The 24,038-nt window shown below is 73.7% G+C and carries 18 protein-coding genes; 10 read left to right on the top strand and 8 right to left on the bottom strand.

What is annotated here, in order from left to right; translation table 11 throughout:
• Positions 1-67 precede the first annotated feature (67 nt).
• The 3 genes from ACZ7BZ_RS14945 to ACZ7BZ_RS14935 form a co-directional block, all read right to left on the bottom strand.
• The gene (locus ACZ7BZ_RS14945; protein WP_470358677.1) at positions 68-1,615 is read right to left on the bottom strand and encodes a putative Ig domain-containing protein; all 1,548 of its coding nucleotides are present in this window, start codon (positions 1,613-1,615) and stop codon (positions 68-70) included.
• A 186-nt stretch (positions 1,616-1,801) separates the two neighbouring features.
• Positions 1,802-2,329, bottom strand: a complete 528-nt coding sequence (locus ACZ7BZ_RS14940) for a hypothetical protein (protein WP_470358676.1) — start codon at positions 2,327-2,329, stop codon at positions 1,802-1,804.
• Between the two features lie 183 nt (positions 2,330-2,512).
• Complete coding sequence (locus ACZ7BZ_RS14935; protein ID WP_470358675.1) at positions 2,513-3,445, bottom strand: hypothetical protein; 933 nt, start codon at positions 3,443-3,445, stop codon at positions 2,513-2,515.
• A gap of 162 nt (positions 3,446-3,607) precedes the next feature.
• Here ACZ7BZ_RS14935 and ACZ7BZ_RS14930 point away from each other — a divergent pair, with 162 nt between their 5' ends.
• Together ACZ7BZ_RS14930 and ACZ7BZ_RS14925 are read left to right on the top strand one after the other, a co-directional pair.
• Positions 3,608-4,729: an alpha/beta hydrolase gene (locus ACZ7BZ_RS14930; RefSeq protein ID WP_470358674.1), complete on the top strand. Its 1,122-nt coding sequence runs from the start codon at positions 3,608-3,610 to the stop codon at positions 4,727-4,729.
• A gap of 153 nt (positions 4,730-4,882) precedes the next feature.
• The gene (locus tag ACZ7BZ_RS14925; RefSeq protein ID WP_470358673.1) at positions 4,883-7,345 is read left to right on the top strand and encodes an ArnT family glycosyltransferase; all 2,463 of its coding nucleotides are present in this window, start codon (positions 4,883-4,885) and stop codon (positions 7,343-7,345) included.
• A gap of 204 nt (positions 7,346-7,549) precedes the next feature.
• Here the strand turns inward: ACZ7BZ_RS14925 and ACZ7BZ_RS14920 are convergent, their stop codons facing one another.
• From ACZ7BZ_RS14920 to moaA, 3 genes are all read right to left on the bottom strand, one after another.
• Positions 7,550-9,115 carry an alpha/beta hydrolase gene (locus ACZ7BZ_RS14920; RefSeq protein ID WP_470358672.1) on the bottom strand — a complete coding sequence of 522 codons (1,566 nt, stop codon included), beginning with the start codon at positions 9,113-9,115 and terminating at the stop codon, positions 7,550-7,552.
• A 121-nt stretch (positions 9,116-9,236) separates the two neighbouring features.
• Positions 9,237-9,938, bottom strand: a complete 702-nt coding sequence (locus tag ACZ7BZ_RS14915) for an HNH endonuclease family protein (protein ID WP_470358773.1) — start codon at positions 9,936-9,938, stop codon at positions 9,237-9,239.
• Between the two features lie 259 nt (positions 9,939-10,197).
• Entirely contained in the window at positions 10,198-11,193 is a 996-nt protein-coding gene (gene moaA, locus ACZ7BZ_RS14910; protein WP_470358671.1) for a GTP 3',8-cyclase MoaA, read from the bottom strand.
• A gap of 141 nt (positions 11,194-11,334) precedes the next feature.
• Between moaA and ACZ7BZ_RS14905 the strand changes: the two genes are divergently transcribed.
• The 5 genes from ACZ7BZ_RS14905 (at position 11,335) to ACZ7BZ_RS14885 (ending at position 16,581) form a co-directional block, all read left to right on the top strand.
• Complete coding sequence (locus ACZ7BZ_RS14905) at positions 11,335-11,967, top strand: nucleotidyltransferase family protein (protein WP_470358670.1); 633 nt, start codon at positions 11,335-11,337, stop codon at positions 11,965-11,967.
• A 173-nt stretch (positions 11,968-12,140) separates the two neighbouring features.
• The gene (locus tag ACZ7BZ_RS14900) at positions 12,141-13,001 is read left to right on the top strand and encodes a hypothetical protein (RefSeq protein ID WP_470358669.1); all 861 of its coding nucleotides are present in this window, start codon (positions 12,141-12,143) and stop codon (positions 12,999-13,001) included.
• A gap of 257 nt (positions 13,002-13,258) precedes the next feature.
• On the top strand, positions 13,259-14,095 hold the full coding sequence (locus tag ACZ7BZ_RS14895; RefSeq protein ID WP_470358668.1) for a hypothetical protein: 837 nt from the start codon (positions 13,259-13,261) through the stop codon (positions 14,093-14,095).
• A gap of 169 nt (positions 14,096-14,264) precedes the next feature.
• The gene (locus tag ACZ7BZ_RS14890; RefSeq protein ID WP_470358667.1) at positions 14,265-15,260 is read left to right on the top strand and encodes a (2Fe-2S)-binding protein; all 996 of its coding nucleotides are present in this window, start codon (positions 14,265-14,267) and stop codon (positions 15,258-15,260) included.
• 229 nt (positions 15,261-15,489) lie between these two features.
• Positions 15,490-16,581: a DUF2637 domain-containing protein gene (locus ACZ7BZ_RS14885; protein WP_470358666.1), complete on the top strand. Its 1,092-nt coding sequence runs from the start codon at positions 15,490-15,492 to the stop codon at positions 16,579-16,581.
• A gap of 31 nt (positions 16,582-16,612) precedes the next feature.
• Here the strand turns inward: ACZ7BZ_RS14885 and ACZ7BZ_RS14880 are convergent, their stop codons facing one another.
• Positions 16,613-18,877, bottom strand: coding sequence for a SpoIIE family protein phosphatase (locus ACZ7BZ_RS14880; RefSeq protein ID WP_470358665.1), 2,265 nt, complete (start codon positions 18,875-18,877; stop codon positions 16,613-16,615).
• Positions 18,878-19,240: 363 nt separating this feature from the next.
• On the bottom strand, positions 19,241-19,756 hold the full coding sequence (locus ACZ7BZ_RS14875; protein WP_470358664.1) for an ATP-binding protein: 516 nt from the start codon (positions 19,754-19,756) through the stop codon (positions 19,241-19,243).
• Positions 19,757-20,306: 550 nt separating this feature from the next.
• Between ACZ7BZ_RS14875 and ACZ7BZ_RS14870 the strand changes: the two genes are divergently transcribed.
• From ACZ7BZ_RS14870 to ACZ7BZ_RS14860, 3 genes are read left to right on the top strand one after another with little or no spacing between them, the layout of a single operon-like run.
• Complete coding sequence (locus tag ACZ7BZ_RS14870) at positions 20,307-21,017, top strand: urease subunit gamma (RefSeq protein ID WP_470358663.1); 711 nt, start codon at positions 20,307-20,309, stop codon at positions 21,015-21,017.
• Complete coding sequence (locus tag ACZ7BZ_RS14865) at positions 21,014-22,735, top strand: urease subunit alpha (protein ID WP_470358662.1); 1,722 nt, start codon at positions 21,014-21,016, stop codon at positions 22,733-22,735. Before ACZ7BZ_RS14870 ends, ACZ7BZ_RS14865 begins: the two co-directional genes overlap by 4 nt.
• A gap of 26 nt (positions 22,736-22,761) precedes the next feature.
• Positions 22,762-23,808: an agmatine deiminase family protein gene (locus ACZ7BZ_RS14860; protein WP_470358661.1), complete on the top strand. Its 1,047-nt coding sequence runs from the start codon at positions 22,762-22,764 to the stop codon at positions 23,806-23,808.
• Positions 23,809-24,038 lie beyond the last annotated feature (230 nt).

Below are 24,038 nucleotides of genomic sequence, written 5' to 3'. Positions count from 1 at the left end.
GGCGCGTGCTCGTGAGCGATCGAAGGGGCCCGGCGGCCGAAGCCACCGGGCCCCCACCGACCGGGTGTCAGCTGGTCTGGATCGAGGTGTCGTCGATCACGAAGCTCGTCTGCAGCGAGGAGTCCTCGGTGCCGGTGAACTTCACGGTGACGCTCTGGCCCGCGTAGGCCGAGAGGTCGAAGGTCCGCTGCTGGTAGCCGGCCGCCGCGTCCGCGTTGGAGTAGGTCTTCAGCGCGGTGCCGTTCACCGTCACCGCCAGCTTGTCGTACGCCGTCGAGCCCGACTCGGCGGTGTCGATGTGCAGCCAGAAGCTCAGCGTCGCCTTGCAGCCCGCCGGGATGGTCACCGTCTGCGACAGCGAGTCGGTGTGGGTGCTGCCGTACCCGTCCAGGTACGCCTTCCAACTGCCACCGTGGGCCGGCTCGGAGGAGCTGTTGTCCACCACGCCGCTCGAAGCCGTCCACGGCGAGGCCGTGCCGGTCTCGAAGCCCGCGTTGCCGAGCAGCTGGGCCGGGGTGCAGCTGCCGCCGCCACCACCCGCGACCGTCCAACCGAAGCTGGCGGTGGCCGACTTGCCGGCGGCGTCGGTCACCGTGACGGTGACGGTGGAGCTGCCGGCCGTGGTGGCGGTGCCGGAGATCAGACCGGTCGAGGAGTTGATCGACAGGCCGGCGGGCAGGCCGCTCGCGGCGTAGGACAGCGGGGCGGTGCCGCCGGAGGCGTTGAGCTGCAGGTTGACCGCGCCGCCGACGGCGGTGGACTGGTCACCGGGGCTGCTCAGCGAGACGGAGGCACCGGCCGGCTTGGTGAGCAGGCAGCCGGGCACGTTGAGGTCGATGGCGCGGGCGGAGTTCAGGCAGGTGGTGAACCAGTAGGTCTCCTCGCCGTAACTCTGGCCCTTGACGGCCTTGGTGGAGCCGTCGGCGGCAACCTCGCAGGGGTTGTTGAGGGTGCACATCTCACCGTCGTCGTTACCGGTGTTGTTGATGCCGACGATCCGCCCGCTCGCGGAGTCGATGATCGGCGAACCGGAGGTGCCGTGGGTGGTGTTGCAGCCGGAGCTGTAACGCAGCGAGTCGTGCCAGGTCCACTGGTCCTCGCGCAGGGTGGGCACGAACCCGTTGACGGAGCAGTTCCAGACCTGCTTCCAGTACGAGGACGGGATGTACATCGAGGCGCCGTCGGTCGGGTGGCTGTCGTTGACCGTGAGGGCCGTGGCGCCGTACTTGGAGGTGATCGAGGCGTAGGTGTCCGTGAGTTCGTAGAGGGCGACGTCGGTGCCGGTCATCGTCGCGTAGATCACCTTGTCGGCCTGGACGGTGCCGAGGGTGTTGCCGGCGCCGTCCAGCAGGGTGCCGCTGCGGCTGGCGCTGACGTTCTGGATCACCTGGCCGTACGGGGGCATGGACGGCAGGCAGTGCCCGTTGGTGAGCATCATGGCCCGGTCGCCGGCCGCCGAGACGGGGAACCGGACCAGCGAGGCGGAGCAGTCGTCCAGGGCGATGGTCGACGTCAGGTCGGCGGCCTGGACGGCGTGTGCGGGGGCGGCGGCGAGGACCAGCCCGCTCGCGACGACGGCGCTCGTGCCGGCCATCGCGACAAGTCTCTTGAACATGGCTCTCCTTGTGGGGGATCGCGGACTGCCCGGCTGGTCGCCGAGGCCCGCGCCCGCACGAAAGTGCCATGGTCACTTCAAGCGGTCAACAGTTCCCGCACAACTCGCCACTGCACGGGACGGGTTGTGCCACCGAATGGCAACAACCCGTCCTGGTATGCCCGTTACGGGCGGTGGCGGCGAACGCTACGGCTGGGGAAGCGGACTGGATTTCATCCACTCGATGTCGCGCCGGTCCTTACCGTCCGGCGAGATGACGGTGAGGGTCCAGATCGTGCCGCCCTGGTCCGGCGTGAAGTCGTGCGTACCCGTGAACCTGGCGAACGCGCAGCCCTGGGTGAATTCCTTCGCCCCCGGATCCCAGTCCACCCCGGTGGTGAAGTAGAAGTCGTACACCCCGTCCGCGATGCCCTCGATCGCGGCCTGCTGCCCCTTGGCCGCGTACACCGACGCCACCGCGGTGCCGTTCGCGGCGATCGTGAAGACCGCGTCCGTCCGCCCGGTGTTGTCGACCTTCACCACGCCCTTGCCGCCCTTGCTTCCTTCCCGGACCGCGGTGCCGTTCTCCAGGCTCCGCGACTGCGCCTGCGGCTTGGGCAGCTCCGGTACGGCGAAGGCGGTCCGGTAGCCGGCCGCCGTCAGCTCGGCGAGCGCCGCCGGCGGCGGACGGCGTTGCCACTCGGCGCAGCCGCACCGCCGCCCCCGCCCGAGCACGCCGCGAGCAACAGCACCGCGCCGACGGCCAGACCGGACCCACCCATGGACCCCGAGAACTTCACAACCCCACCCAGCTGGCACCGTGCGCACACCCCGTGCACATGCGGAGCGAGATGACGCCGATCACCAACCGCCCTGGTCAAGCCGTTTCGGGCGACCACCCCAGGGCGCCGTCCCGCGCTACAGCTGCGGGAAGGAGTTCGGGTCCACGTCGTTGGTCTTGGCGTTGCCGTCGGCCACCGGCTGCAGGGTGATCGACCAGGACGTCGAGGTACGGCCGGTCTCGAACGGGAAATCGTCCTCGAACTTGGTGAACGCACAGCTCTGGGTGAAGGCTTTGGTCGCGGAGTCCCAGTCCGCCCCCTCGGAGACGTAGACGTCGTACGTCCCGTCCTCCACGCCCTCGATGTCGGCCTTCTGCCCCTTGGCCACGAACACCGCGTGCACCGTCTTGCCGTTCAGCGCCAGCGAGACGACAGCGTCCTTCTTCGTACCGTTGTCGACCTTGAAGACGCCGTCACCGCGCAGCTTGCCCTTGCTGACCATCGTGCCGTTGTCCAGCGAGCGGGACTGCTGCTTGGGCAGCTGGGGGACGGCGAAAGCGGTCGAGTAGCCGGCCGCCGTCATCTTGCCGAGGGCCGCGGACACCTCTGCCAGCCCCTGTGAGGCGCCCAGTTCGGCCCCGGCCGAACTCAGGGCGCAGACGCCGTGGGACTTGATGTCACTGCGGACCGTCGTCGCGTCCTTGGCCAGCAGCCTCAGCGCGGCCACCAGCGCGGTCTGGTCCGTGGCGACCGCGGCCGGCTGGTTCGCCCGGCCCAGGGTGGTGGCGGCCGTCTGCGCACTGCTGGAGACGGCGGTGAGCGCGGTGCCGAACTCGTTGAGGTCCTTGGCCCCCGCCGCCTGGGTGAGCGCGGTGCTGACCGGGTCGATGCTCCCGCTGAGCACCGGGCCGTACGGCGTCGGCGTGGGCGTCGGCGTGCCCTTCGTCGCGGTCACGCCCCCTCCCGTACCGGTGGACGAGGCGTCGGTCGAACCGCCCCCGCCACCCGAACAGGCCGCGAGCAGCAGCGCCGAACCGATGGCCAGACCGGCCTTGCCGATGGACTTCATGACCCCACCCCCAGTGTCACCCGGCGCACACGATGCGCGCACACCGCGCGACATGGTCCCGGGCACGAACCACCCCGGTCAACCCGTTTCGGGCGAGCACCCCGAACGGGCCGTCCCGGGCCGCCCGTCGGGGTCGATGTCGGGGTCAACTACGATCGGCCCGTGCTCAGTCTCACCGGACTCCCCCTGCAGATCATCACCTCGGTCATCGCGATCGTCGTCTTCGCCGCCACCATGTGGTTCTGGCCGAAGTTCGGCGGCAAGGGCTGGAAGTCCTGGGTGGGCCGGATCGGCGCCTTCCTGGCCACCCAGCTGGCGGTGCTGGCGGCCATGGGCCTGATCGCCAACAGCTACTTCGGCTTCTACAGCTCCTGGACCGACCTGCTCGGCACCAGCGGCGGCCTCGGCACGGTGGTCGACCACCAGCCCAACGCCTCCGGCGTGACCGTCACCGGCGAGCAGAAGTTCTACTCGTCGCAGGGCTCGGAGCCGGACCGCTCCGGGCAGATCCAGAAGGTCGACGTCAAAGGAGCCGGCACCGGTCTGAGCACCGAGGCGTACGTCTACCTCCCGCCGCAGTACTTCCAGCCGGACTACGCCAAGCAGCGCTTCCCGATGGCCGTCGTGCTCACCGGCTACCCGGGCACCCCGGAGAAGCTGATCTCGCTGATGCAGTACCCGGCGTCGACCCTGGACGCCATCGAGCAGAAGAAGCTGCCGCCGACCATCCTGGTGATGACCCGGCCCACCCTGGTCGACAACCGGGACACCGAGTGCGTCGACGTGCCGAACGGCCCCCAGGTCGAGACCTTCTTCACCACCGACCTGCCCAAGGCCCTCGCCACCACCTACCGGATCGGCACCGACCCGGCGAACCGGGCCGTGATCGGCAACTCCACCGGCGGCTACTGCGCGCTCAAGTTCGCCCTGCGCAAGCCCGACTCCTACCCGGCGGCGGTCGCCCTCTCCGGCTACTACAGCGCGGCCCACGACCCGACCACCGGCGACCTCTTCGGCGGCGACGACAAGCTCAAGCAGGAGAACGACCTGCTGTGGCGGCTGAAGAACCAGCCGGCCGCCCCGGTCTCGCTGCTGCTGACCACCGCGTACGACGAGAACAACTACGACGAGACCAAGGCGATGGTCGCCGCCTTCAAGGCCCCCACCAAGATGTCCACGATCACCCTGGACACCGCGGGCCACAACTTCCACACCTGGACCCGGGAGATCCCCCCGGCCCTGGAGTGGCTGGGCAAGCACATCACCATGCCGGCCGCCGCCTGATCCCCGAGGCCGACCGGACGCCGGACGCCGGACACCTGACACCGGATGAGAACCGGCTGAGCCTGTCGCCGGAGGGGTGAAGCGGGGCACATCACACCCGTCTCACAGCCGTATCTCACGGTTCTCTCAGCCACGCCACGCACGGTATGGCGCATGACCACGAGCAGCTACTCCCCTCCGGCCGGCGATCCGTGGCCCGAGGCCGCGAACTACCCGCCGCCGGAGGTGCAGCCGGACGCGGCCCGGCCGGACCCGGCGCCGCTCTTCCCCGAGCAGCCCCTGCCGCCCGTCGGCCCCAAGGGCCCGGCCTCCTGGTCCGGACGGCTGCGCACCCTGCCGGTCCGCGCCTGGCGCGGGCGCGCGGACGACCCGCGCTGGGTGCGCCCCGCCCTGCTGGCGCTGCTGGCCGCCACCGTCGTGCTCTACCTGTGGGGCCTGGGCGCCTCCGGGTGGGCGAACGCCTTCTACTCGGCGGCCGTCCAGGCCGGCAGCCAGAGCTGGAAGGCCTTCTTCTTCGGCTCCTCCGACGCCGGCAACTTCATCACCGTCGACAAGCCCCCGGCGTCGCTGTGGCCGATGGCGCTGTCGGTGCGGCTGTTCGGCCTCTCCTCCTGGTCGATCCTGGCCCCGCAGGCGCTGATGGGCGCCGCCACCGTGGGCGTGCTGTACGCGACGGTGCGCCGCCGCTTCTCCCCGCTCGGCGGGCTGCTGGCCGGCGCCGCGCTGGCGCTCACCCCGGTCGCGGCGCTGATGTTCCGCTTCAACAACCCGGACGCGCTGCTGGTGCTGCTGCTCACCCTGTCCGCGTACGGCATGGTGCGGGCGGTCGAGACGGCGAGCACCCGGTGGCTGCTGTTCACCGGCGCGATGTTCGGCTTCGCCTTCCTCGCCAAGACGCTGGCGGCGTTCCTGATCCTGCCGGCCTTCGCGGTGATCTACCTGGTCGTGGCGCCCACCGGCTTCTGGCGGCGGCTGCGGCAGACCCTGCTCGCGGGCGTGGCCCTACTGGTCTCCGGCGGCTGGTGGGTGGCGATCGTGGAGCTGCTGCCCGCCTCGGCCCGCCCGTACGTCGGCGGCTCGCAGGACAACGACTTCCTGTCGCTGACCTTCGGCTACAACGGCCTGGGCCGGGTCGACGGCAACGAGCGCGGCAGCGTGGGCGGCGGCGGCCGGATGCCGGCCGGGCTGGACCTGCCGGCCGGCGCCGGGCACAACCGCGGCTGGGGCCAGACCGGCATCACCCGGCTGTTCGGCAGCGACATCGGCGGGCAGATCGCCTGGCTGCTGCCGGCCGCGCTGATCCTGCTGGTGGTCGGCCTGTGGGCGACCCGCCGCTACGCCCGTCCGGACACCGCCCGCGCGGCCTTCCTGGTCTGGGGCGGCTGGCTGATCTCCACCGCGCTGATCTTCAGCTTCATGTCCGGGATCTTCCACCAGTACTACACGGTGGCGCTGGCCCCGGCCGTCGCGGCGCTGGTCGGCATGGGCGTGGACGGACTGTGGCGGGCCCGGCACCGGCTGCCCTACGCGCTGGTGCTGGCGGGCGTGCTGGCGGTGACGGCCGGGTGGGCGTTCGTCCTGCTCGGGCGCAGCTCCGGCTTCCTGCCCTGGCTGCGCTGGGCGGTGCTGATCGGCGGGCTGGCCGCGGCGGCCGCGCTGGTCGCCGGGCAGTTCGCCGGCCAGGTCTCCGGACGGACCGGGGCGCGGATCGCCTCGGTGGCGGGCCTGGTGGGCCTGGCGGCGGCGCTGGGCGGGCCGGCCGCGTACGCGGTGGACACCGTGGGCACCGCGCACAACGGCTCGATCATCACGGCCGGGCCGTCCGTGAAGGGCGCGGGCTTCGGGCCGGGGTCCTTCGGCCGCAAGGGCGGCAACGGCGCGGCCGGCAACGGCCGGATGTTCCCCGGCGGCGGCCAGGGCGGCTTCCCCGGTGGCGGTCAGGGCGGCGGCCAGAACGGCCAGGGCTTCCCGGGCGGCTTCGGCGGTGGCCAGGGCGGCTTCGGTGGCGGTCAGAACGGCCAGGGCTCGCACCGTCCGGGCGGCTTCGCCGACGGCTCCGGCAGGGGCTCCGGCGGCACCGCCCCCGGCGGCCGCCACGAGCGCGGCGCGGGCGGCTCCACCGGCTCCGGCGGCGCCACCGGTGTGCCCGGCTTCCCCGGTTTCCCCGGCGGCCAGGGCCCGGAGGGCGGTGCGGGCGGCTTCGGCGGCGGCATGGGCGGTCTGCTCGGCGGCACCAAGGTGAGCTCCGAGGCGGCGGCGCTGCTCTCGCAGGATGCCGGCCAGTACACCTGGGCGGCCGCCACCACCGGTTCGCAGAACGCCGCGAGCTACCAACTCGCCACCGGCAAGCCGGTGATGGCCCTGGGCGGCTTCAACGGCACGGACCCCTCGCTCAGCCTGGCGGGCTTCCAGAAGTACGTCCAGGAGGGCAAGGTGCACTGGTTCATCGGCGGCGGCTCGCACCGCGGCTTCGGCGGGGGCGGCGCGAACGGCGAGGGCGGCGAAGGCGGTCAGGAGACCGAGGCGGCCCAGATCGAGGCCTGGGTGACCGGCCACTTCGCCGCCAAGACGGTCGGCGGCGCCACCTTCTACGACCTGACGGCCCCGAAGTCCTGACCCCGGAGTCCTGAACGACGGAGTCCTGACCCCGGAGCCGTCGTCCCGCGACCCGGGCTCCCGGAACCCTGGCCGGGAGCCCGAACTCCCCAGGGGGCGTACCGCGTTCGCGCGGCACGCCCCCTCTCGCGTTCCCCTCTCGCGTTCCCCTCTCGCGTTCCCCTCTCGCACTCCCCGCCGTGTTCCCCCGCCGCGCGGCCCGGCTCAGTCCGAGGCGCAGTGCGCCCCCGCGGCCGGCAGCGCGCCGTCCACCAGGAACGCGAGGACGGCGTCGCGCACGCACCCGCTGCGGTCCCAGGACATGTGCCCGTCGCCGTCGCGGGTGAGCAGCACGCCGTGCTGCAGTCTGGCGGCCATCCGCTGCGCCCACGGGTAGGGGGTGACCGGGTCCTCCGTCCCGCCGATCACCAGGATCGGGGCGCTGCCGGGGGCCGTGACGGTGTGCGGCCGCTCGGTGGAGCGGTACGGCCAGGGGCGGCAGTCCGGGTCGAGCAGGGTGACCCGGGTGTCGTGCCGGCTGATCAGCGGGGCCCGGGCGGCGAGGTCGGCGAGAGCCGCGCGCAGGTCGGTGTCGGTGGGGGCGAGCGGGGCGTCCGCGCAGTGGATGGCCGCGTAGGCGTCGGCGGCGCTGTCGTAGTGGCCGTCCTCGTCGCGGCCGGTGGTGGCGTCGGCGAGCTTGAGCAGTTCGTCGCCCTCGCCGCGGTCGACGGCCGGGTCGAGGGCGGCGCGCAGCCGGGGCCAGTTGCGGCGGCCGTCGGCGAGCGAGTCGGAGACGCCGGTCCAGGCGAGGGCGGCGGTGACGGTGCGTCCGTCGCGGGCGGGCAGCGGGTGGTCCTTGAGGCCGTCGAGGAAGGTGGCGAGCCGTTCGGGGGCGGCGGCCGGGTCGCTGCCGAGCGGGCAGCCGTCGTCCTCGACGGCGCAGCCGGCGGCGAAGGCGCGGAAGGCGGCTTCGGTGGCGACGGCCTGCTCGCCGTTGAGGTGCATCAGGTCGGTGCTGCGTTCGACGGCGCCGTCGAGGACGAGTCGGCCGGTGCGGTCGGGGAACTCCTCGGCGTAGAGGGCTCCGAGGTAGGTGCCGTAGGAGAGGCCGAAGAAGTCGAGCTTGCGTTCGCCGAGGGCGCTGCGCAGCACGTCCAGGTCGCGGGCGGTGTCGCGGGTGCCGAGGTGGGGCAGCACGTCGGCGTACTTGGCCTCGCAGGCGTGGGCGAGGATCCGGCCGCGGTCGTAGGCCGGGTCGTCGGTGCTGGTCCACTGTTCGCGGGTGCGGTCGTCCAGGCAGTGGACGGGGAGGGTGCCGCCGGCGGCGCGCGGGTCGAAGCCGACCAGGTCGAAGCGCTCGTTCAGCGGGCTGCCCTGCCAGCGCCGGGCCATGCTGACGCCGGAGATGCCGGGCCCGCCGGGGTTGATCAGCAGGGGGCCGATCCGGTGCGCGGGGTCGGTGGCGGGGACCTTGGCGACCGGGACGTCGATGCTGCGGCCGCCGGGGTCGGCGTAGTCCAGCGGGGCCTTGAGGGTGGCGCACTGGGGGGCCGTCTCGTCCTGGTCGGCGCCCGGGTCGGCCGCGCCGTCGCAGGGTGTCCAGTCGAGCCGCTGGTCGTAGTAGGCCCGTAGGGCCGGGGAGGCGCCGGCGGAGACCCGTTCGGCGAGCGGCGGACGGCTCGTCGGTGCGCCCACGGCGTGCGTCGCGCCCGGGCCGGAGCAGCCGACGGGCAGGGCGAGCAGCAGGGCCGCGAGGGCGGTCAGGGCGCGCCGCGGCAGGCGGCGGGTCATCGGGGGCACCGCCCACGAATACCATCCGGCGTGCGGTCGGGTCACCTCGCCCTCCCCGTCCTGCCGCGTTCTTGGCGCGGCCGCACGACCGAGGGGGTGTCCGGCGGGGAGGATCGTTTCCTCAACCGCCGCACTGCTGGAGCATCGCCTTCTTGTCGGCCTCGGTGACCGGCAGCTGGTACTTCAGCGAGACCTGGGCGAAGCGCACCGCGTAGGAGCAGCGGATCTCGGTGCTGGCGGGCAGCCAGTCGGCCGGGCCGGAGTCGCCCTTGGAGCCGTTCTGCGAGCCGTCGGCGGGGATCAGGTTGAGCGGGTCGTTGGCGATCCGGACCCGCTTGGCCTTGTCCCACCGGGCGGCGCCCATCTGCCAGTCGTACGACAGCGGCATCACGTGGTCGATCTGGATCTTCGAGGCCTGCTGCTTGGTCCACTGGACGGTCTTGCCGGTGTACGGGTCGTGGATGGTCATCGCGGTGACCACGCAGTCCGAGCCGTCCTTGCGCTCGACACCGCTGCCGTCCCGGGCGAGCAGGTCGTTGCGGGTGTCGCACTTGTTGCCGCCGAACGGGACGCCCTCGACGCTGTCCGTCCAGGCCGGGCCGAACTCGTTGCGGTCGTAGCCGTCCTTGGGGCCGGTCCGGGCGGTGACGACCCCGGCGATGAGGTCCCGGGCGGCCTTATGCTCCGCGGGCGTGGTCAGCGGCGCCAGGCCGGGCTTGGTGCCGTCCGGGTTCTCCAGCGGGCTGGTGCCGATCCCCGCCGCGGAGCTGCCGGTCGACGCGCGGTCGCGGCCTTCGACCAGCCAGCCGACCAGGGCGAGCACGCATATCAGGAAGACGGTGGCGGCGGACAGCCAGGTACGGCGGGCGGGCACGGAGAACTCCCGAGGTCAGGGGCGGGTTGACGGCGAACCAGCAGACCAGCGACCCCAAGAGGAGGTCAAGCCGACGCCACGGAGAGGCCAAGGAGCATGTCGAAGCTCACACCCCGCCAGAACGGTTCGCCCGAAACCGAGTCCGCGGCACCCCCGCGCCCCGCCGCCCAGCCGCCGCCCGCCCGTCCGCGCCCCCGCGCCCCGCCGCTCAGCCGCCGATCGCCGACATCGGCCGCTCCGGCCGCACGAACTCCGCGCTGCCGATGGCGTGTCCGGGCCCCTTGCCCGCCACCGAGGCCCGCCAGGCCGCCTCGATCCGCGCATCGTCCGCGCCGCCGCGCAGCAGGGCGCGCAGGTCCGACTCCTCGGTGGCGAACAGGCAGTTGCGCAACTGCCCGTCGGCCGTCAGCCGGACCCTGTCACAGCCGCCGCAGAACGGCCGGGTGACGGAGGCGATCACGCCGATCACCGCGTCCGTCCCGGCGATCCGCCACTCCTCCGCGGGAGCGTTGCCGCTGCGCCCCACCGGCACCAGCTCGAAGCGCTCGCCCAGCCGAGCCAGCACCTCCTCGGCCGTCACCATCGCGGCGCGGTCCCAACTCCCCTGCGCGTCCAGCGGCATGGACTCGATGAAGCGCATCCGGTAGCCGTGCTCGACGGCGAAGGACGCCAACTCCGGTATCTCGTCCTCGTTCACGCCGCGCACCGGCACCGCGTTGACCTTCACCGGATCCAGCCCGGCCGCCTTCGCCGCCGCCAGGCCCGCGAACACGTCGGCGATCCGGTCCCGCCGGGTGAGCGCGGCGAACCGGTCGGCGCGCAGGGTGTCCAGACTGACGTTCACCCGGCCCAGCCCGGCCTCCCGCAGGCCGGCCGCGGTCCGCGCCAGGCCGATGCCGTTGGTGGTCAGCGACAGTTCCACGCCGAGCGCGGCCAGCCGCCCCACCAGGCCCACCAGGCCCCGGCGCAGCAGCGGCTCCCCGCCGGTCAGCCGCACCGAGCGCATCCCCAGCCGCTCCACCGCGACCCGCACCAGCCGGACCACCTCGTCGTCGTCGAGCGTGTCCGCCCGGGGCAGCCAGTCCAGCCCCTCCGCCGGCATGCAGTACGTGCAGCGCAGGTTGCAGCGATCGGTCAGGGAGACCCGCAGATCGGTGTGGACCCGTCCGAAGCGGTCCACCAGCGGGTGCGGTGCGGTGTTCATCGCCCCAGTACAGGGGCAAGCGCGCCGCGGGACCAGCGGCCGAACCGCCGGGGAGCACCCGCGACCTGCGCCTTCGCCTTGTGGATTCGTACAACCGCCGACCCGCTGCGCGACCGCCCCCGAACCGGGCAGGCTGGGCCCATGCAGACCCCGAACGGCCCGGCCCCCGCCCTGGCAGCCGCACCCTCCGCCGTCCCCGCCCTGGTGCTCGCCGCCGGGGGCGGGCGGCGGCTGGGCGGGCGGCCGAAGGCGCTGCTCCGGTACGCGGGGCGGCCGCTGGTGGAGCGCGCGGTGGCCACCGTACGGGCCGGCGGCTGCCCGGACGTCACGGTGGTGCTGGGCGCGGACCGCGAGCGGGTGCGCTCCACCGCGCACCTGCCGGGCTGCCGGCTGGTCGCCAACCCGGACTGGGCGCAGGGCATCGGCTCCTCGCTGCGGGCCGGGCTGGCCGCGCTGGCGCCGGGCGCCCCGGCGGTGCTGGTGATGCTGGTGGACACCCCGGGCGTCACCCCGGCCGCGGTGGCCCGGCTGCTGGCCGCGCACCGGGGCGGCGCCGAGCTGGCCGCGGCGGCGTACGGCGGGAGGCGCGGGCACCCGGTGCTGATCGGCGCCCGGCACTTCGCCGAGGCCGCCGGGGGCGCCACCGGCGACGCCGGGGCCCGCGCCCTGCTGGCGGCGCACGCCTCGGAGCTCGTCCTGGTCGAGTGCGCGGACATCGCCGTCCCGGACGACCTGGACACCCCCGCCGACCTGGCACGCTGGTCGGCCGGCTGACCACCGTCCGTACGCCGACCGCACATCCTCCCCGCGAAGGGTCCGGCCTCAGCCTGCCCGGTCACCGGCCCCTGATCCATCCCTGAGGATTGCCCCATTCCGCGCCCAGGACCGGAGGTTTCGGGGAGCATGGGAAGCACCCACCCACCCCACACCGACGGACGGAGCCCGCGATGGCAGGACTGCCCGACGACTTCACCGGACACGACCCCGCGCGGCCAGGGCCGGGGGCGGGCGGTGCCGCCCGGGCGATCCGCTGCCCCGCCTGCCGCCGCGAGCACCTGTACGAGCCGCCGTCGCTGCCCTGCCCGTGCGGCGCCTCGCTGAAGGTGCCGCTGCTGCGCGGCGGGGTCCCGGTGCAGGTGCGGTTCCGGTCCTGGGAGGACTCCTGGCTGAGCATGCGCTGCCCGCACTGCGGCCGCTCCGACCAGTGGCCGCAGCCCGAGTTCACCTGCAACTGCGGGGCCACCGTCCGGCTCCCGGTGGACCGCACCACCCGGCTGAGCGGCGGTACCGCCGGTCCGCTCGCCGCCCCCGGCCCGCAGGCCGCCCGCCCGTACCCCGCCCACCCGGTGAACGCCCCGGCGCCCGCCCCGCCCGCGGCGCCCGGCGGGTCGACGGCCCGCTCCCGCCCGTTCCGCCACCGCACCCCGTTCCGGCCGCACCCCGTGCGCACCTCCCAGGACGCGGTGTTCACCGCCGCCCGCTACCTGGAGTGGCTGGGCTTCGACGACCTGGAGCTGACCGAGGCCCAGGAGCGCGAGGGGGTCACCCTGCTGGGCAGCCGGATGGTCGCCCAGGTGGACACCTGGACCGAGCCCGCCGACGTGAAGTCCGTCGAGTGCCTGTGGCTGCAGACCCTGCACGCCGAGGAGATGGCCGCCGCCATGTTCACCCTGGCCGGCTACTCCCACCAGGCCACCGTGCGCGGCGAGCAACTGCTGGTGGCCCTGTTCAGCCTGGACCTCGCCGGGGTGCCGCAGCCCGCCAACGGCGCAGCCGAGGCCCTGATGGAGACCGGCTGGACCTCCTGACCACCGACGGGCCTCTCTAGATCATCTCCTCGGGAAAAGCAACAACCTCCGCTCGTGATCTGGTGCACAAGCTCACCCCCGTGTTGAATTGCCGCCACAGCGTGGGCCTTTCGCCCTGCCGTCGCCATGCCGCTGTGCTGCCGTTGTGCTGCCGTTTCGCTGCCACAGCGCAGCCGTTCCGCAGCGGGCGGTCGCGCACGACAGGGCACCAGGGGCAGGCCCGCGTCCTGCTGGATGGCGCACACAAGGAGGTGGCGTTGTCAGAGCACGGATGGAGCCCGAGCGGCCCGGAGGGGCGGGGGCGAGCGGCAACGGGGGAACCGGGCGACACCGTGTGGCGACTGCGGTCCCGGGCGTGCTGGCAGGAGGCCGCCGAACTGCTGCGCCCCGCCGCCGAACACGACCCGCCCGTGGCCCTCGCACGCGCCGAACTCCTCATCGAACAGTGCCTGTTCACCGCCGCCCAGTGGACCCAGGCGGAACAGGCGTTACGACTGGCGGAGGCCCTGGCGGAGGGCACCGAACAGCGCGCCGCCGCCGCCTGCGCCCGCGGCTTCCTCGCCTACCTGGCCAGCGTGCTCGGCCCGCGCGACCGGCTGGACGAGGCCCAGGCCGCACTCGGCCGCACCTCGGCCCTGCTGCCACCGGACGCACCGGGCCGCCCACTGCTGGACTTCCGGCGCGGACTGGTGGCCGAGAACCTGCTGCGCGACCGCAGTGCCGCCTGGATCGCCTACCGCCGGGCGCACGAGGGCGCCGGGGAGCACGGGGACGAACTGCTGCGCTCCTACACCTGGCGCCACCTGGCCGCGCTGGCGCTCTCCCGGGGGGACCGCGGCAACGCCCGGGAGGGCTTCGACGCCTCACTGCGACTGCGCGAGCAACTCGGCTTCACGGTCGGGGTGGCGCCGGCGCTCGCGGCGCTCGCCGAGGTGTCCGAACCCGCCGAGGCGGCGCGGCTGCGCGCCGAGGCCACCCGGCTGGTGCACGCCCTGGGCGGGGTGCCGGTCTGGCTCGCGCGCCAGCTGGGGCGCACGCCGGGGCCTCCCCCGGACGGGCGCATCACCCGCGAGACCAGGGGGACAATCAGCTAAGGTGAGCCTTACCTGTCCGGGGTGAGCAGTACCCCGGACAGGTCGCCTTGCTGTCCCCCGGGCACCGCCGTGCCCCGGTCCGGCAGGCCCCGGCCCGGCGGCCCCACGCCCCGGCCGGGCCCGCCGGACGGTCCGCACGCGGCCCCGGTCGACCCGATGGGGCCCGCCCATGACCGCGAGCAGCACCCGGCCCGGCCCAGCGCCGTGCGCCCCCCGCACCACCGAGGCGCACGACCACGCCCACGCGCCGGACAGCCCCGCCCCCTGCGCGCCGTCGTACCACCGGCTGTCCGCGCTGACCCCGATCCTGAGCGTGCACTGCACCCCGCCCCGCAGCGGCGACGGCTGGCTGCCGGTCGCCGACCTCACCACCGACCCGGCGGCGGTGCGCGAACTGGTCGCCCACGACGCCCGCCAAGGCCTCGCCCGCTACGGGCGGCCGCTGCGCCCGGACGTGGCGGCCGGCTTCGGACTGCACCGCTTCGTCTGGCCGGTCTCACTGCTGTTCACCCTGCCCTGGTTCCTGGAGCGGCGCGTCCCGCTGCTCGGCCCCGGCGGGGTCTCGGTGCGGCGCGGCCCCGGCTCGATCGAGCTGACGGTGCTCCCGGAGGCCTTCGTCTGCCTGCCGGACGACTCGGCGGCCGGCTCACCGGTGGCCCGTACGGCGCCGGACGAGAAGGCACTGGCGGCCGAACTGCGCTGCGCGCTGGCCGAGTTCCTCGCACCGGTGCTGGCCGCCTTCGGGCCGGAGGCGCGGCGCGGGCCCCGGGTGCTGTGGGCGATGGCCACCGACGCGGTCGTGGAGGGGCTCTGCCACGCGGGCGGGCTACTCGGGGAACCGGAGCGGGCGCGCACCGAACTGTCCGCGCTGCTGGCACCAGGGCCGTCGAGCGCGCCGTCGGCGCCGTCCGCGCCGGGCGCGCCGTCCGTGCCGCCGCCGCCCGTGCCGTCGGCACCCCGGGGGCGGGCCGCGCGCACGCCCGGCGCGGGCCGGGGGCCCGCTCCCGCCCCGGCCCCCTTCACCCCGGGCGCCGGTTTCGCACCCCCGGCGCCCGGCCGCACCGGTGCTTCGGGTACGGACCGGGCCCGAGCCAGCTGTTGCCTCGTCTACACCGCCGAACCGGGGGAGATGTGCGGCGGCTGCCCCCGCGTCACGCGACGTTGACGAAAACACGTCCGATTACGGATTCGAAAAGCCCGTGATTCCGGGAATGCCCCACCCTAAATTCATATGACAATCCGATTGGCGACAGGTCAGAAATCCCCCTCCCCAGCGCATTGACAGCGAATCAGTCATTCCCTCGCCGAGCATCCGTCATGATGGTCCCCGCCGCGCTGCTGGAACGCAGTGGGCGGCGCAGGACGCGACGCAGAAAGCGAGGCTGGTTCCGGCAATGAAATTGTCCGACATACCGCTCGGCTGGGCCGTCACCGGGGTAGCGGGGCTGCTGGTCAGCGCGCTCCTGGTGGCCCTGGCCCGAAGCCGGGGATCCGCCGCCGGCGCGGATTCCTGGGAGCGTTCCGAGGAACGGCGCCGCAACAAGGAATCCCTGTACGGCGCGGCCTCCTACACGCTGCTGTTCTGCTGCGCCGGGGTCGCGGCCGCACTCTCCTTCCACGGCCTGGTCGGCTTCGGCGTGCAGAACCTCGGCCTGTCCGGCGGCTGGGAGTACCTCGTCCCGTTCGGGCTCGACGGCGCCGCGATGTTCTGCTCGGTGCTCGCCGTCCGCGAGGCCAGCCACGGCGACGCGGCGCTCGGCTCCCGGCTGCTGGTCTGGCTCTTCGCCGGCGCCTCGGCCTGGTTCAACTGGGTGCACGCCCCGCGCGGCTTCGGCCACGCCGGCGCCCCGCAGTTCTTCTCCGGCATGTCGCTGTCCGCCGCGATCCTCTTCGACCGCGCGCTCAAGCAGACCCGCCGGGCCGCGCTGCGCGAACAGGGCCTGGTACCACGGCCGTTGCCGCAGATCCGGATCGTCCGCTGGCTACGCGCCCCACGCGAGACCTACGCGGCCTGGTCGCTGATGCTGCTGGAGGGCGTGCGCAGCCTGGACGAGGCGGTGGACGAGGTCCGCGACGACAAGCGGGAGCGCACGCTGGAGAAGGAGCGCCGCAAGCTGGCCGGGCGCCGGGAGCGGGCCGAGATCCGGGCGATCAACCGCAGCAGCGGCTGGCGCGGACGCGGCGGCGCCGCACGGCAGTTGGAGTCGGCCGGCTCGGAGCCCGCGATAGCCGGCGGGCCCGGGGCGGAGCGGCCGGCGGGCGCCCGGGAGGTCGGGCCCGCGGGCTCTCCCGAGGCGGGCGCGCGCGAGGTCGAGGCGGGCACCCGCGAGGTCGGTGAGGTCGAGGGCACGGTCGTCCAGCCGGGCCTGCCGGCCCGTCCGGAACGGCGCACCATCGATCTCACCGTCGACGAGGACACCGTCACGCTGCCCCGGCTGGACTCGCTGGAGCGCAAACTGAAGGACCTGGAGCAGCAGTTCGGCTGACCAACCCCCCAGGGGGTGACCCCGGGGGCGGTCAGGCCGCGCTCGTCCCGCTGAGCTCGAACCACATCCGCTTGCCGGACCCGCGCGGCTCCACGCCCCAGGCGTCGGCCAGCGCCTCGACCAGCATCAGCCCGCGCCCGGAGGAGGCCTGCTCCCCCGGCGTCCGGCGGGTCGGCCAGAGGTCCGACTCGTCCTCCACCTCGACCCGCAGCCGGGCCCGACCGCCGTCCGAGGCCGACTCCCGGTAGAGCCGGGCGGTGAACATGGCATCCCGGTCGGTGTGCCGGATCGCGTTGGTGACCAGCTCGGAGGAGAGCAGTTCGGCGGTGTCGATGAACTCGGCGACGCCCCAGCGGCGCAGCGCGTCGCGCAGTTCGGCCCGCACCTCGGCGACCCGGGCGAGGTCCGCCTGGCCGATCCGGCGGCGCAGCTGCTGGGCGGCCAGGCCGCCCTCCGGGCCGTCCCAGCGGAGCAGCAGCAGCGCTATGTCGTCCTCGCGCTCGTTGGAGTCGGCGGCCTGCGAGGCGATCCGGTCGGCCAGTTCCTCCAGCGGGTCGCGGGCCGCCTGGTCGGCGACCGGCAGCGGACCGGCCAGGACGCGGGTCAGCCGGCCGATGCCCTCGTCCAGGTCCATGCCGCGCGCCTCCACCAGGCCGTCGGTGCACAGCAGCACCGTCTCGCCCGGGTCCAGGCTGAACCTGGTCACCCGGTACTCCTGGTCCGGGTCGATGCCCAGCGGCAGCCCGCCGGCCACCGGCAGCACGGCGGCGGTGCCGTCCGCCCGGCGCACCATCGGGTCCAGGTGGCCGGCCCGGACCGCGTAGACCACGCCGTAGTCCACGTTGACCTCGGCGTAGGTGCAGGTCGCGAAGTGGTCGGTGTCCAGGTCGGCGAGGAAGCGGGAGGCCCGGGCCATCACCGCGGCGGGCGGGTGGCCCTCGGCGGCGTAGGCGCGCAGCGCGATCCGCAGCTGGCCCATGATCCCGGCGGCGTGCACGTCGTGCCCCTGGACGTCGCCGATCACCAGGCCGACGTGCCCGCCGGGCAGCGGCACCACGTCGTACCAGTCGCCGCCGATCTGCAGGCCGGAGCCGGCCGCGAGGTAGCGCACCGCGGTGGTCACCCCGGGCACGGAGGGGACGGTGCGCGGCAGCATCACCCGCTGCAGGCCGGCCGCCAGCTCGTGCTCGGCGTCGTGCAGCCGGGCCCGGGCCAGCGACTGGGCGACCAGCCCGCCCAGGGTGGACAGCAGGGTGCGCTCGTCCGCGTCCAGCTCGCGCTCGTCGTCGAAGCTGACCACGCAGACGCCGATCGCCCGGCCGCTGGCCACCAGCGGCAGGTACGCCCAGGAGCCGCGGCCGGTGCGGCTGGTCTGCTCCCAGACGTCGGGGTGGCGGTCGCGGAAGTCCTCACGGTTGGAGATGAAGACCGGGGCGCGGTACTTCAGCGCCTCGGCGGCCGGGTGGCCGGCCGGCAGCACGGTGCGGTCCCACACGGCGAGGGCCTGCGAGCGGTAGCCGGAAGCGCCCAGGATCCTGGCCCGGCCGGCCTCGAAGGAGGCCAGCACCAGGCCGTCCGGCGGCAGCCCCGGCAGCGGCAGCTCGGTGAACACCCGGGCCACGTCACGGACGGTGACCGCTTCGGAGAGGGCGCGCGCGGCCTCCTTGATGAACCGGGAGCGCTCCTCGCGCAGCAGGGCCATCCGGTCGGCGCGGTCGCGTTTGTGCAGCTCGACGGTGGCGTCCCAGACGAAGCCCACCATCCGGGAGGCCCGGCCGAAGGCGTCCGCGAGCACCCGGCCGCGGAAGCGCACCGCGCGCATCGTCCCGTTCGGCCCGACGGTGCGGTAGTAGGCGCCGCACTGGCCCAGCTCGGCCACCGCGCGCTCGACCCGGCGGCGCACCACGGGCGCGTCCTCGGGGTGCAGCAGGGACAGGAAGGAGGCGGCGGTGCGGTCGAAGCGGTCCCGCTCGACGGCGTCCAGACCGATGATCGCGCAGGCCCGCTGGTCGCCCTCCAGGACGTCGCGGCGGATGTCCCAGTCGAAGGAGCCGATGCCGTTGGCGGCCATCGCGGGCTCCAGCCAGTCCGGCATGGAGTCGGTGGAGGACGGCGGCAGGCCGCCGGACAGCACGGGCGCCAGCCGGCCGGAGGCGAGCACCGGGGGCGTGCGCGCGGAGTTTCGGCGGGTGGCCTGCGCGGGCGGGCGCGGGGCTGTCGGCTGCGGCTGGTGCGGCTCTGCGGCGGACGCGCCGGGAGGAAACGCCGGCCCCGGCGACTCGGGCTCAGTGGGCATGCTGCTCCTGCCGCTGCCGTGGCGGACCGCGCCGACCGTCCGGACGGGCCGCATGGCGGTGTGATGGGTCGTGCTGGATCGGACGGTGCCGACGGACGGTGGTCAGTCGAGGTTCGGTCTCCCCGCTGCTTCCCGCACGTGGACACACATTCCCACCATCCTGTCCAATGTTCGGCCGAGCGGCAATGGCAACGGGCCGGAAATCTTGCGCTCCACCTTGCGTTCAGGGCTTGCTTCGGGAACGGATCGATCGACGGCGAACAATCGTACGGGCAGTGCGTTCCGGCGGTGCGTACGGACACCGCGCGCGGGCAGCGCGTACGGGCAGTGCGCACGGATGCTCCGGGCATGGCCGGGACGGACCTACGGCAGGGCGAGTTCGAACCAGGTGACCTTGCCGTCCCCCCGCAGCTGCACCCCCCAGGAGTCCGCGAGCGCCTCCACCAGCAGCAGCCCGCGCCCCGAGGTCGCGTACTCGGCCTCCGGATCGCGCCGCCGCCCGGGCAGCCGGCTCGCGCCGTCCTGCACCTCGATCCGCAGCCGGCCGTCCGTGTCGAGCACGGCGTCGAAGACCGCGCCCTTGCCGGTGTGCAGCAGCGCGTTGGTGACCAGCTCGGACGAGAGCAGTTCGGCGGTGTCGGACAGCTCCGGCACCCCCCAGTGGCTCAGCGCCGTGCGCAGCCGGTGCCGCACCGAGCCCACCGCGACCAGGTCGGCCGGGTCGAGCGCCAGGTGCAGGCGTCGGTGCAGTGCGCACCCCGGGGCCGAGGCGCCCGGCAGGGTCGTACCGGCGCCGACGGCCGGACCCTGGGCCGGCCCGGACCGGTAGGCGTCGCCCGAACTCGTCCGCTGCCGCGGGAATCGCGACTGACCGTCCATCAACACATGCCCCCGCCCTCAAATCCGGGCCCCCGCCTCCGGATCCCCCGCCGGCCGGGTGGCCCCCTCGTTCTGACCACCCATCCTCATGCCCAGTTGACGGCGTTTGCAACAGTGTGCGTCCGATCACGTGGGGTGAAAGGGGCACGGGGAGGTTCACGTGATCCAACTGCCCGCGCCGGACGGGTTTGCGAAGCGCAGAGGCTGTTTTCGAGCCCGCCCCCGCCCGATCCCGCGCACACCCGGCGCCCGTACGGACCGTACGCGGGGCCGCGCGCCCCGCGCTCCGCCGCGCCGTGCGCCGCCCTCCACCCCGCCGTGCGCCGCCCTCCCGCGCCGTTCTCGGGCGTCGCCCTTGCGCGCGGCCCGTCCCGGCCCGCTCACCCCCGCTGCCCACCCGGGGAGCCGAACCCCCGGGGAGCGGCAACGCTGGACACGGCGCCCCGGTGCGGGTTCAATGACCCCGAGATGTTTGAACGCCGTTCTAACATCATCCGGAAGCCACCGGCCCCTAGCCGACCCCCTCCCCGGCGACCGCGAGCGAGGAACCGTGCGACTGACCCCCACCGAGCGGGACCGGCTGCTGATCTTCACAGCAGCCGAACTGGCCCGCGCCCGCCGTGCCCGGGGCGTGCGCCTCAACATCCCCGAGGCGACCGCCCTGATCGCGGACACCGTCTGCGAGGCCGCCCGCGACGGCCGCCGCCTGGCCGAGGCCATCGAGGCCGGCCGCTCCGTACTGACCGCCGACGACGTGCTGCCCGGCGTGCCCGACGTGGTCACCGTCATCCAGGTCGAGGCCGTCTTCGAGGACGGCACCCGCCTCGCCGTCGTCAACGACCCCTTCAAGGGCGCCGGCTCGCTCGGCGACGAAGCCCCCGGCGGTGCGCTGGCCGGCGACGGCGCCGGCTACGACCCGGTCGAGGAGACGCTGGTCATCCCCGTCCACAACACCTCCCAGGTGCCGATCTCGGTCACCTCGCACTTCCACTTCTTCGAGGCCAACCCGCGCCTGGCCTTCGACCGCGCCGCCGCCTACGGCACCCACCTCGCCGTCCCGGCCGGCTCCTCGGTGCGCTTCGACCCCGGCGCCACCGTCGAGGTCGGCCTCGTCCCGATCGGCGGCGCCCGCGTCGCCATCGGCTTCGCCGGGCTCGTGGACGGCCCCCTGGACGCCCCGGGCGCCAAGGCGGCCGCCCTCGCCAAGGCCCGCGCCACCGGCTACCTCACCGGCTTCGACGACACGGAGGTGCCGTCATGAGTTCGATCACCCCGCACGACTACATCTCCGTGCACGGCCCGCGGGCCGGCGACCGGGTCCGGCTCGGCGACAGCGGACTGATCGTCCGGGTCGAATCCGACTCCCAGGCCCCCGGCGACGAGTTCCTGGCCGGCTTCGGCAAGACCGCCCGCGACGGCCTCCACCTCAAGCCCGCCGCCGTCCACGACACCTGCGACGTCGTGATCAGCAACGTCCTCGTCATCGACGCCGTCCAGGGCATCCGCAAGACGTCCATCGGCCTGATCGGCGGCCGGATCGCCGCCATCGGACGGGCCGGAAACCCGGACACCCTGAACGGCGTGGACGTGGTCGTCGGCACCGGCACCACCATCGTCTCCGGCGAGGGCCTGATCGCCACCGCCGGCTCGGTCGACACCCACGTCCACCTGCTCTCACCGCGGATCATGGAGGCTTCGCTCGCCTCCGGCGTCACCACGATCATCGGCCAGGAGTTCGGCCCGGTCTGGGGCGTCGGCGTCAACTCGCCCTGGGCGCTGCGCCACGCCTTCAACGCCTTCGACGCCTGGCCCGTCAACATCGGCTTCCTCGGCCGCGGCTCCTCCTCCGACGAGGCCCCGCTGATCGAGGCCCTGGCCGAGGGCGGCGCCTCCGGCTTCAAGGTGCACGAGGACATGGGCGCGCACACCCGGGCGCTGGACACCGCGCTGCGCGTCGCCGAACAGTACGACGTCCAAGTCGCCCTGCACACCGACGGGTTGAACGAATGCCTGTCGGTCGAGGACACCCTGAAGGTGCTGGAGGGCCGGACCATCCACGCCTTCCACATCGAGGGCTGCGGCGGCGGACACGTCCCCAACGTGCTCAAGATGGCCGGCGTGCCGAACGTCATCGGCTCCTCCACCAACCCCACCCTGCCGTTCGGCCGCGACGCCCTCGGCGAGCACTTCGGCATGATCGTCTCCGCGCACGACCTCAAGGTCGACCTGCCCGGCGACGCCGCCATGGCCCGCGACCGGATCCGGGCCGGCACCATGGGCGCCGAGGACGTCCTGCACGACCTCGGCGTCATCGGCATCACCTCCTCCGACGCCCAGGGCATGGGCCGCGCCGGCGAGACCGTGCGCCGCACCTTCGCCATGGCCGGCAAGATGAAGGCCGAACTCGGCCCGCTCGACGGCACCGGCTCCTACGGGACCACCGAGAGCGGCGACGACAACGAACGCGTCCTGCGCTACATCGCCAAACTCACCATCAACCCCGCCATCGCCCACGGGCTCGCCCACGAGGTCGGCTCGATCGAGATCGGCAAACTCGCCGACATCGTGCTCTGGCGCCCCGACCACTTCGGCGCCAAACCGCAGCTCGTCCTCAAGTCCGGCTTCCCCGCGTACGGCGTCGTCGGCGACCCCAACGGCTCCACCGACCGGTGCGAACCCCTCGTCCTCGGACCGCAGTTCGGCGCCCACGGCGCCACCGCCGCCGACATCTCGGTCGCCTTCGTCGCCCAGGCCGCCGCCGACGCCGCGTACCTCGACCGCCCCGCCGACGGACTCCCCACCCGCCGGCGCCGCGTCGGCGTCCGCGGCACCCGGGGCATCGGACCGCGCGACATGGTCCGCAACGCCCGGACCGGCCAGGTCGAGGTCACCGAGACCGGCCTGGTCTCCCTCGACGGCGCACCACTGCGCTCCGAACCCGCCGACAGCGTCTCGCTCAGCCGCCTCTACTTCCTCTGACCCTCCCCGTCTCCTCCAAGGATCCGATGATGACCACCCCCACGCCCGCCGCCCTCGGCTACCGGATGCCCGCCGAGTGGCACCCCCACGACCGCACCTGGATGGCCTTCCCCACCGCCAACCCCACCTTCGACACCCCCGAGAGCCTGCACGCCGGGCGCCAGGCCTGGGCCGCCGTCGCCAACACCATCGTCCGGTACGAGCCGGTCACGCTGGTCGTCAACACCGGAGAGACCGCCGACGCCCGCAGGTACGTCACCGAGGCCGTCGAGATCGTCGAACGCCCCCTGGACGACGCCTGGATGCGCGACATCGGCCCGTCCTTCCTGATCGACGGCAACGGCTCGCTCGCCGCCGCCGACTGGGTCTTCAACGGCTGGGGCGCCCAGTCCTGGGCCCGCTGGGACAAGGACCAGCACATCGCCGAGCACATCAGCGAACTGACCGGCGTCCAGCGCTTCGCCTCCCGGCTGATCAACGAGGGCGGCGGCATCCACGTCGACGGCGAGGGCACCGTCCTGGTCACCGAGACCGTCCAGCTCGGCGAGGGCCGCAACGCCGACTGGACCAAGGAGGACGTCGAAGCGGAACTGCACGCCCACCTCGGCACCACCAAGGCCATCTGGCTGCCCCGCGGACTCACCCGCGACTACGACGAGTTCGGCACCCGCGGCCACATCGACATCGTCGCCTCCTTCGTCCGCCCCGGCGTCGTCGTCGCCCACGTCCAGCCCGACCCGGCCCACCCCGACCACGCCGTCTGCCAGGAGCTCGTCACCATCCTGCGCGCCGCCACCGACGCCCGCGGCCGGCAGCTCGACGTCATCGAACTGCCCGCCCCCACCGTCCTGCTCGACGAGGACGGCGAGCCCGTCGACTACTCCTACATCAACCACTACGTGGCCAACGGCGCCGTCGTCCTGTGCGCCTTCGACGACCCGCGCGACCAGGAAGCCGCCGACATCCTCGCCAAGGCCTACCCCGGCCGCACCGTCGAACTCGTCGACGCCCGCGAGATCTTCGCCAACGGCGGCGGCATCCACTGCATCACCCAGCAGCAGCCCAGGGCCTGAGGTTCGCCAAGGTCAGCACCCCTGACCTGCACATACGGCAAATCAGACATGGCAGGATCTAGCAATAGCTAGCAGGGTCTGGCAGATGCTCTCCAAGATCATCTCCCATTCACTCCCAGTGGATCATGGAGTAGTGCCGGGGTCGGGTCGCAGTGCGACTTGGGGGCGCCCTTCTCGACCCGACCCCGACGGACTGTGGCGACGGATCCCGTCTCCCCCGCCACCTCCAC

The organism is Kitasatospora sp. NPDC036934, assembly GCF_055608425.1.
Note: the sequence above shows the minus strand (reverse complement) of the source record. Positions and strands in the feature narration are given on the sequence as shown.

Coding starts and splice junctions, on each gene's coding strand:
- ACZ7BZ_RS14885 (WP_470358666.1), top strand. CDS start 15,490: ATGAAATTGTCCGACATACCGCTCGGCTGGGCCGTCACCGGGGTAGCG.
- ACZ7BZ_RS14875 (WP_470358664.1), bottom strand. CDS start 19,756: ATGGACGGTCAGTCGCGATTCCCGCGGCAGCGGACGAGTTCGGGCGAC.
- ACZ7BZ_RS14925 (WP_470358673.1), top strand. CDS start 4,883: ATGACCACGAGCAGCTACTCCCCTCCGGCCGGCGATCCGTGGCCCGAG.
- ACZ7BZ_RS14865 (WP_470358662.1), top strand. CDS start 21,014: ATGAGTTCGATCACCCCGCACGACTACATCTCCGTGCACGGCCCGCGG.
- ACZ7BZ_RS14905 (WP_470358670.1), top strand. CDS start 11,335: ATGCAGACCCCGAACGGCCCGGCCCCCGCCCTGGCAGCCGCACCCTCC.
- moaA (WP_470358671.1), bottom strand. CDS start 11,193: ATGAACACCGCACCGCACCCGCTGGTGGACCGCTTCGGACGGGTCCAC.
- ACZ7BZ_RS14860 (WP_470358661.1), top strand. CDS start 22,762: ATGATGACCACCCCCACGCCCGCCGCCCTCGGCTACCGGATGCCCGCC.
- ACZ7BZ_RS14920 (WP_470358672.1), bottom strand. CDS start 9,115: ATGACCCGCCGCCTGCCGCGGCGCGCCCTGACCGCCCTCGCGGCCCTG.
- ACZ7BZ_RS14880 (WP_470358665.1), bottom strand. CDS start 18,877: ATGCCCACTGAGCCCGAGTCGCCGGGGCCGGCGTTTCCTCCCGGCGCG.
- ACZ7BZ_RS14900 (WP_470358669.1), top strand. CDS start 12,141: ATGGCAGGACTGCCCGACGACTTCACCGGACACGACCCCGCGCGGCCA.
- ACZ7BZ_RS14935 (WP_470358675.1), bottom strand. CDS start 3,445: ATGAAGTCCATCGGCAAGGCCGGTCTGGCCATCGGTTCGGCGCTGCTG.
- ACZ7BZ_RS14945 (WP_470358677.1), bottom strand. CDS start 1,615: ATGTTCAAGAGACTTGTCGCGATGGCCGGCACGAGCGCCGTCGTCGCG.
- ACZ7BZ_RS14890 (WP_470358667.1), top strand. CDS start 14,265: ATGACCGCGAGCAGCACCCGGCCCGGCCCAGCGCCGTGCGCCCCCCGC.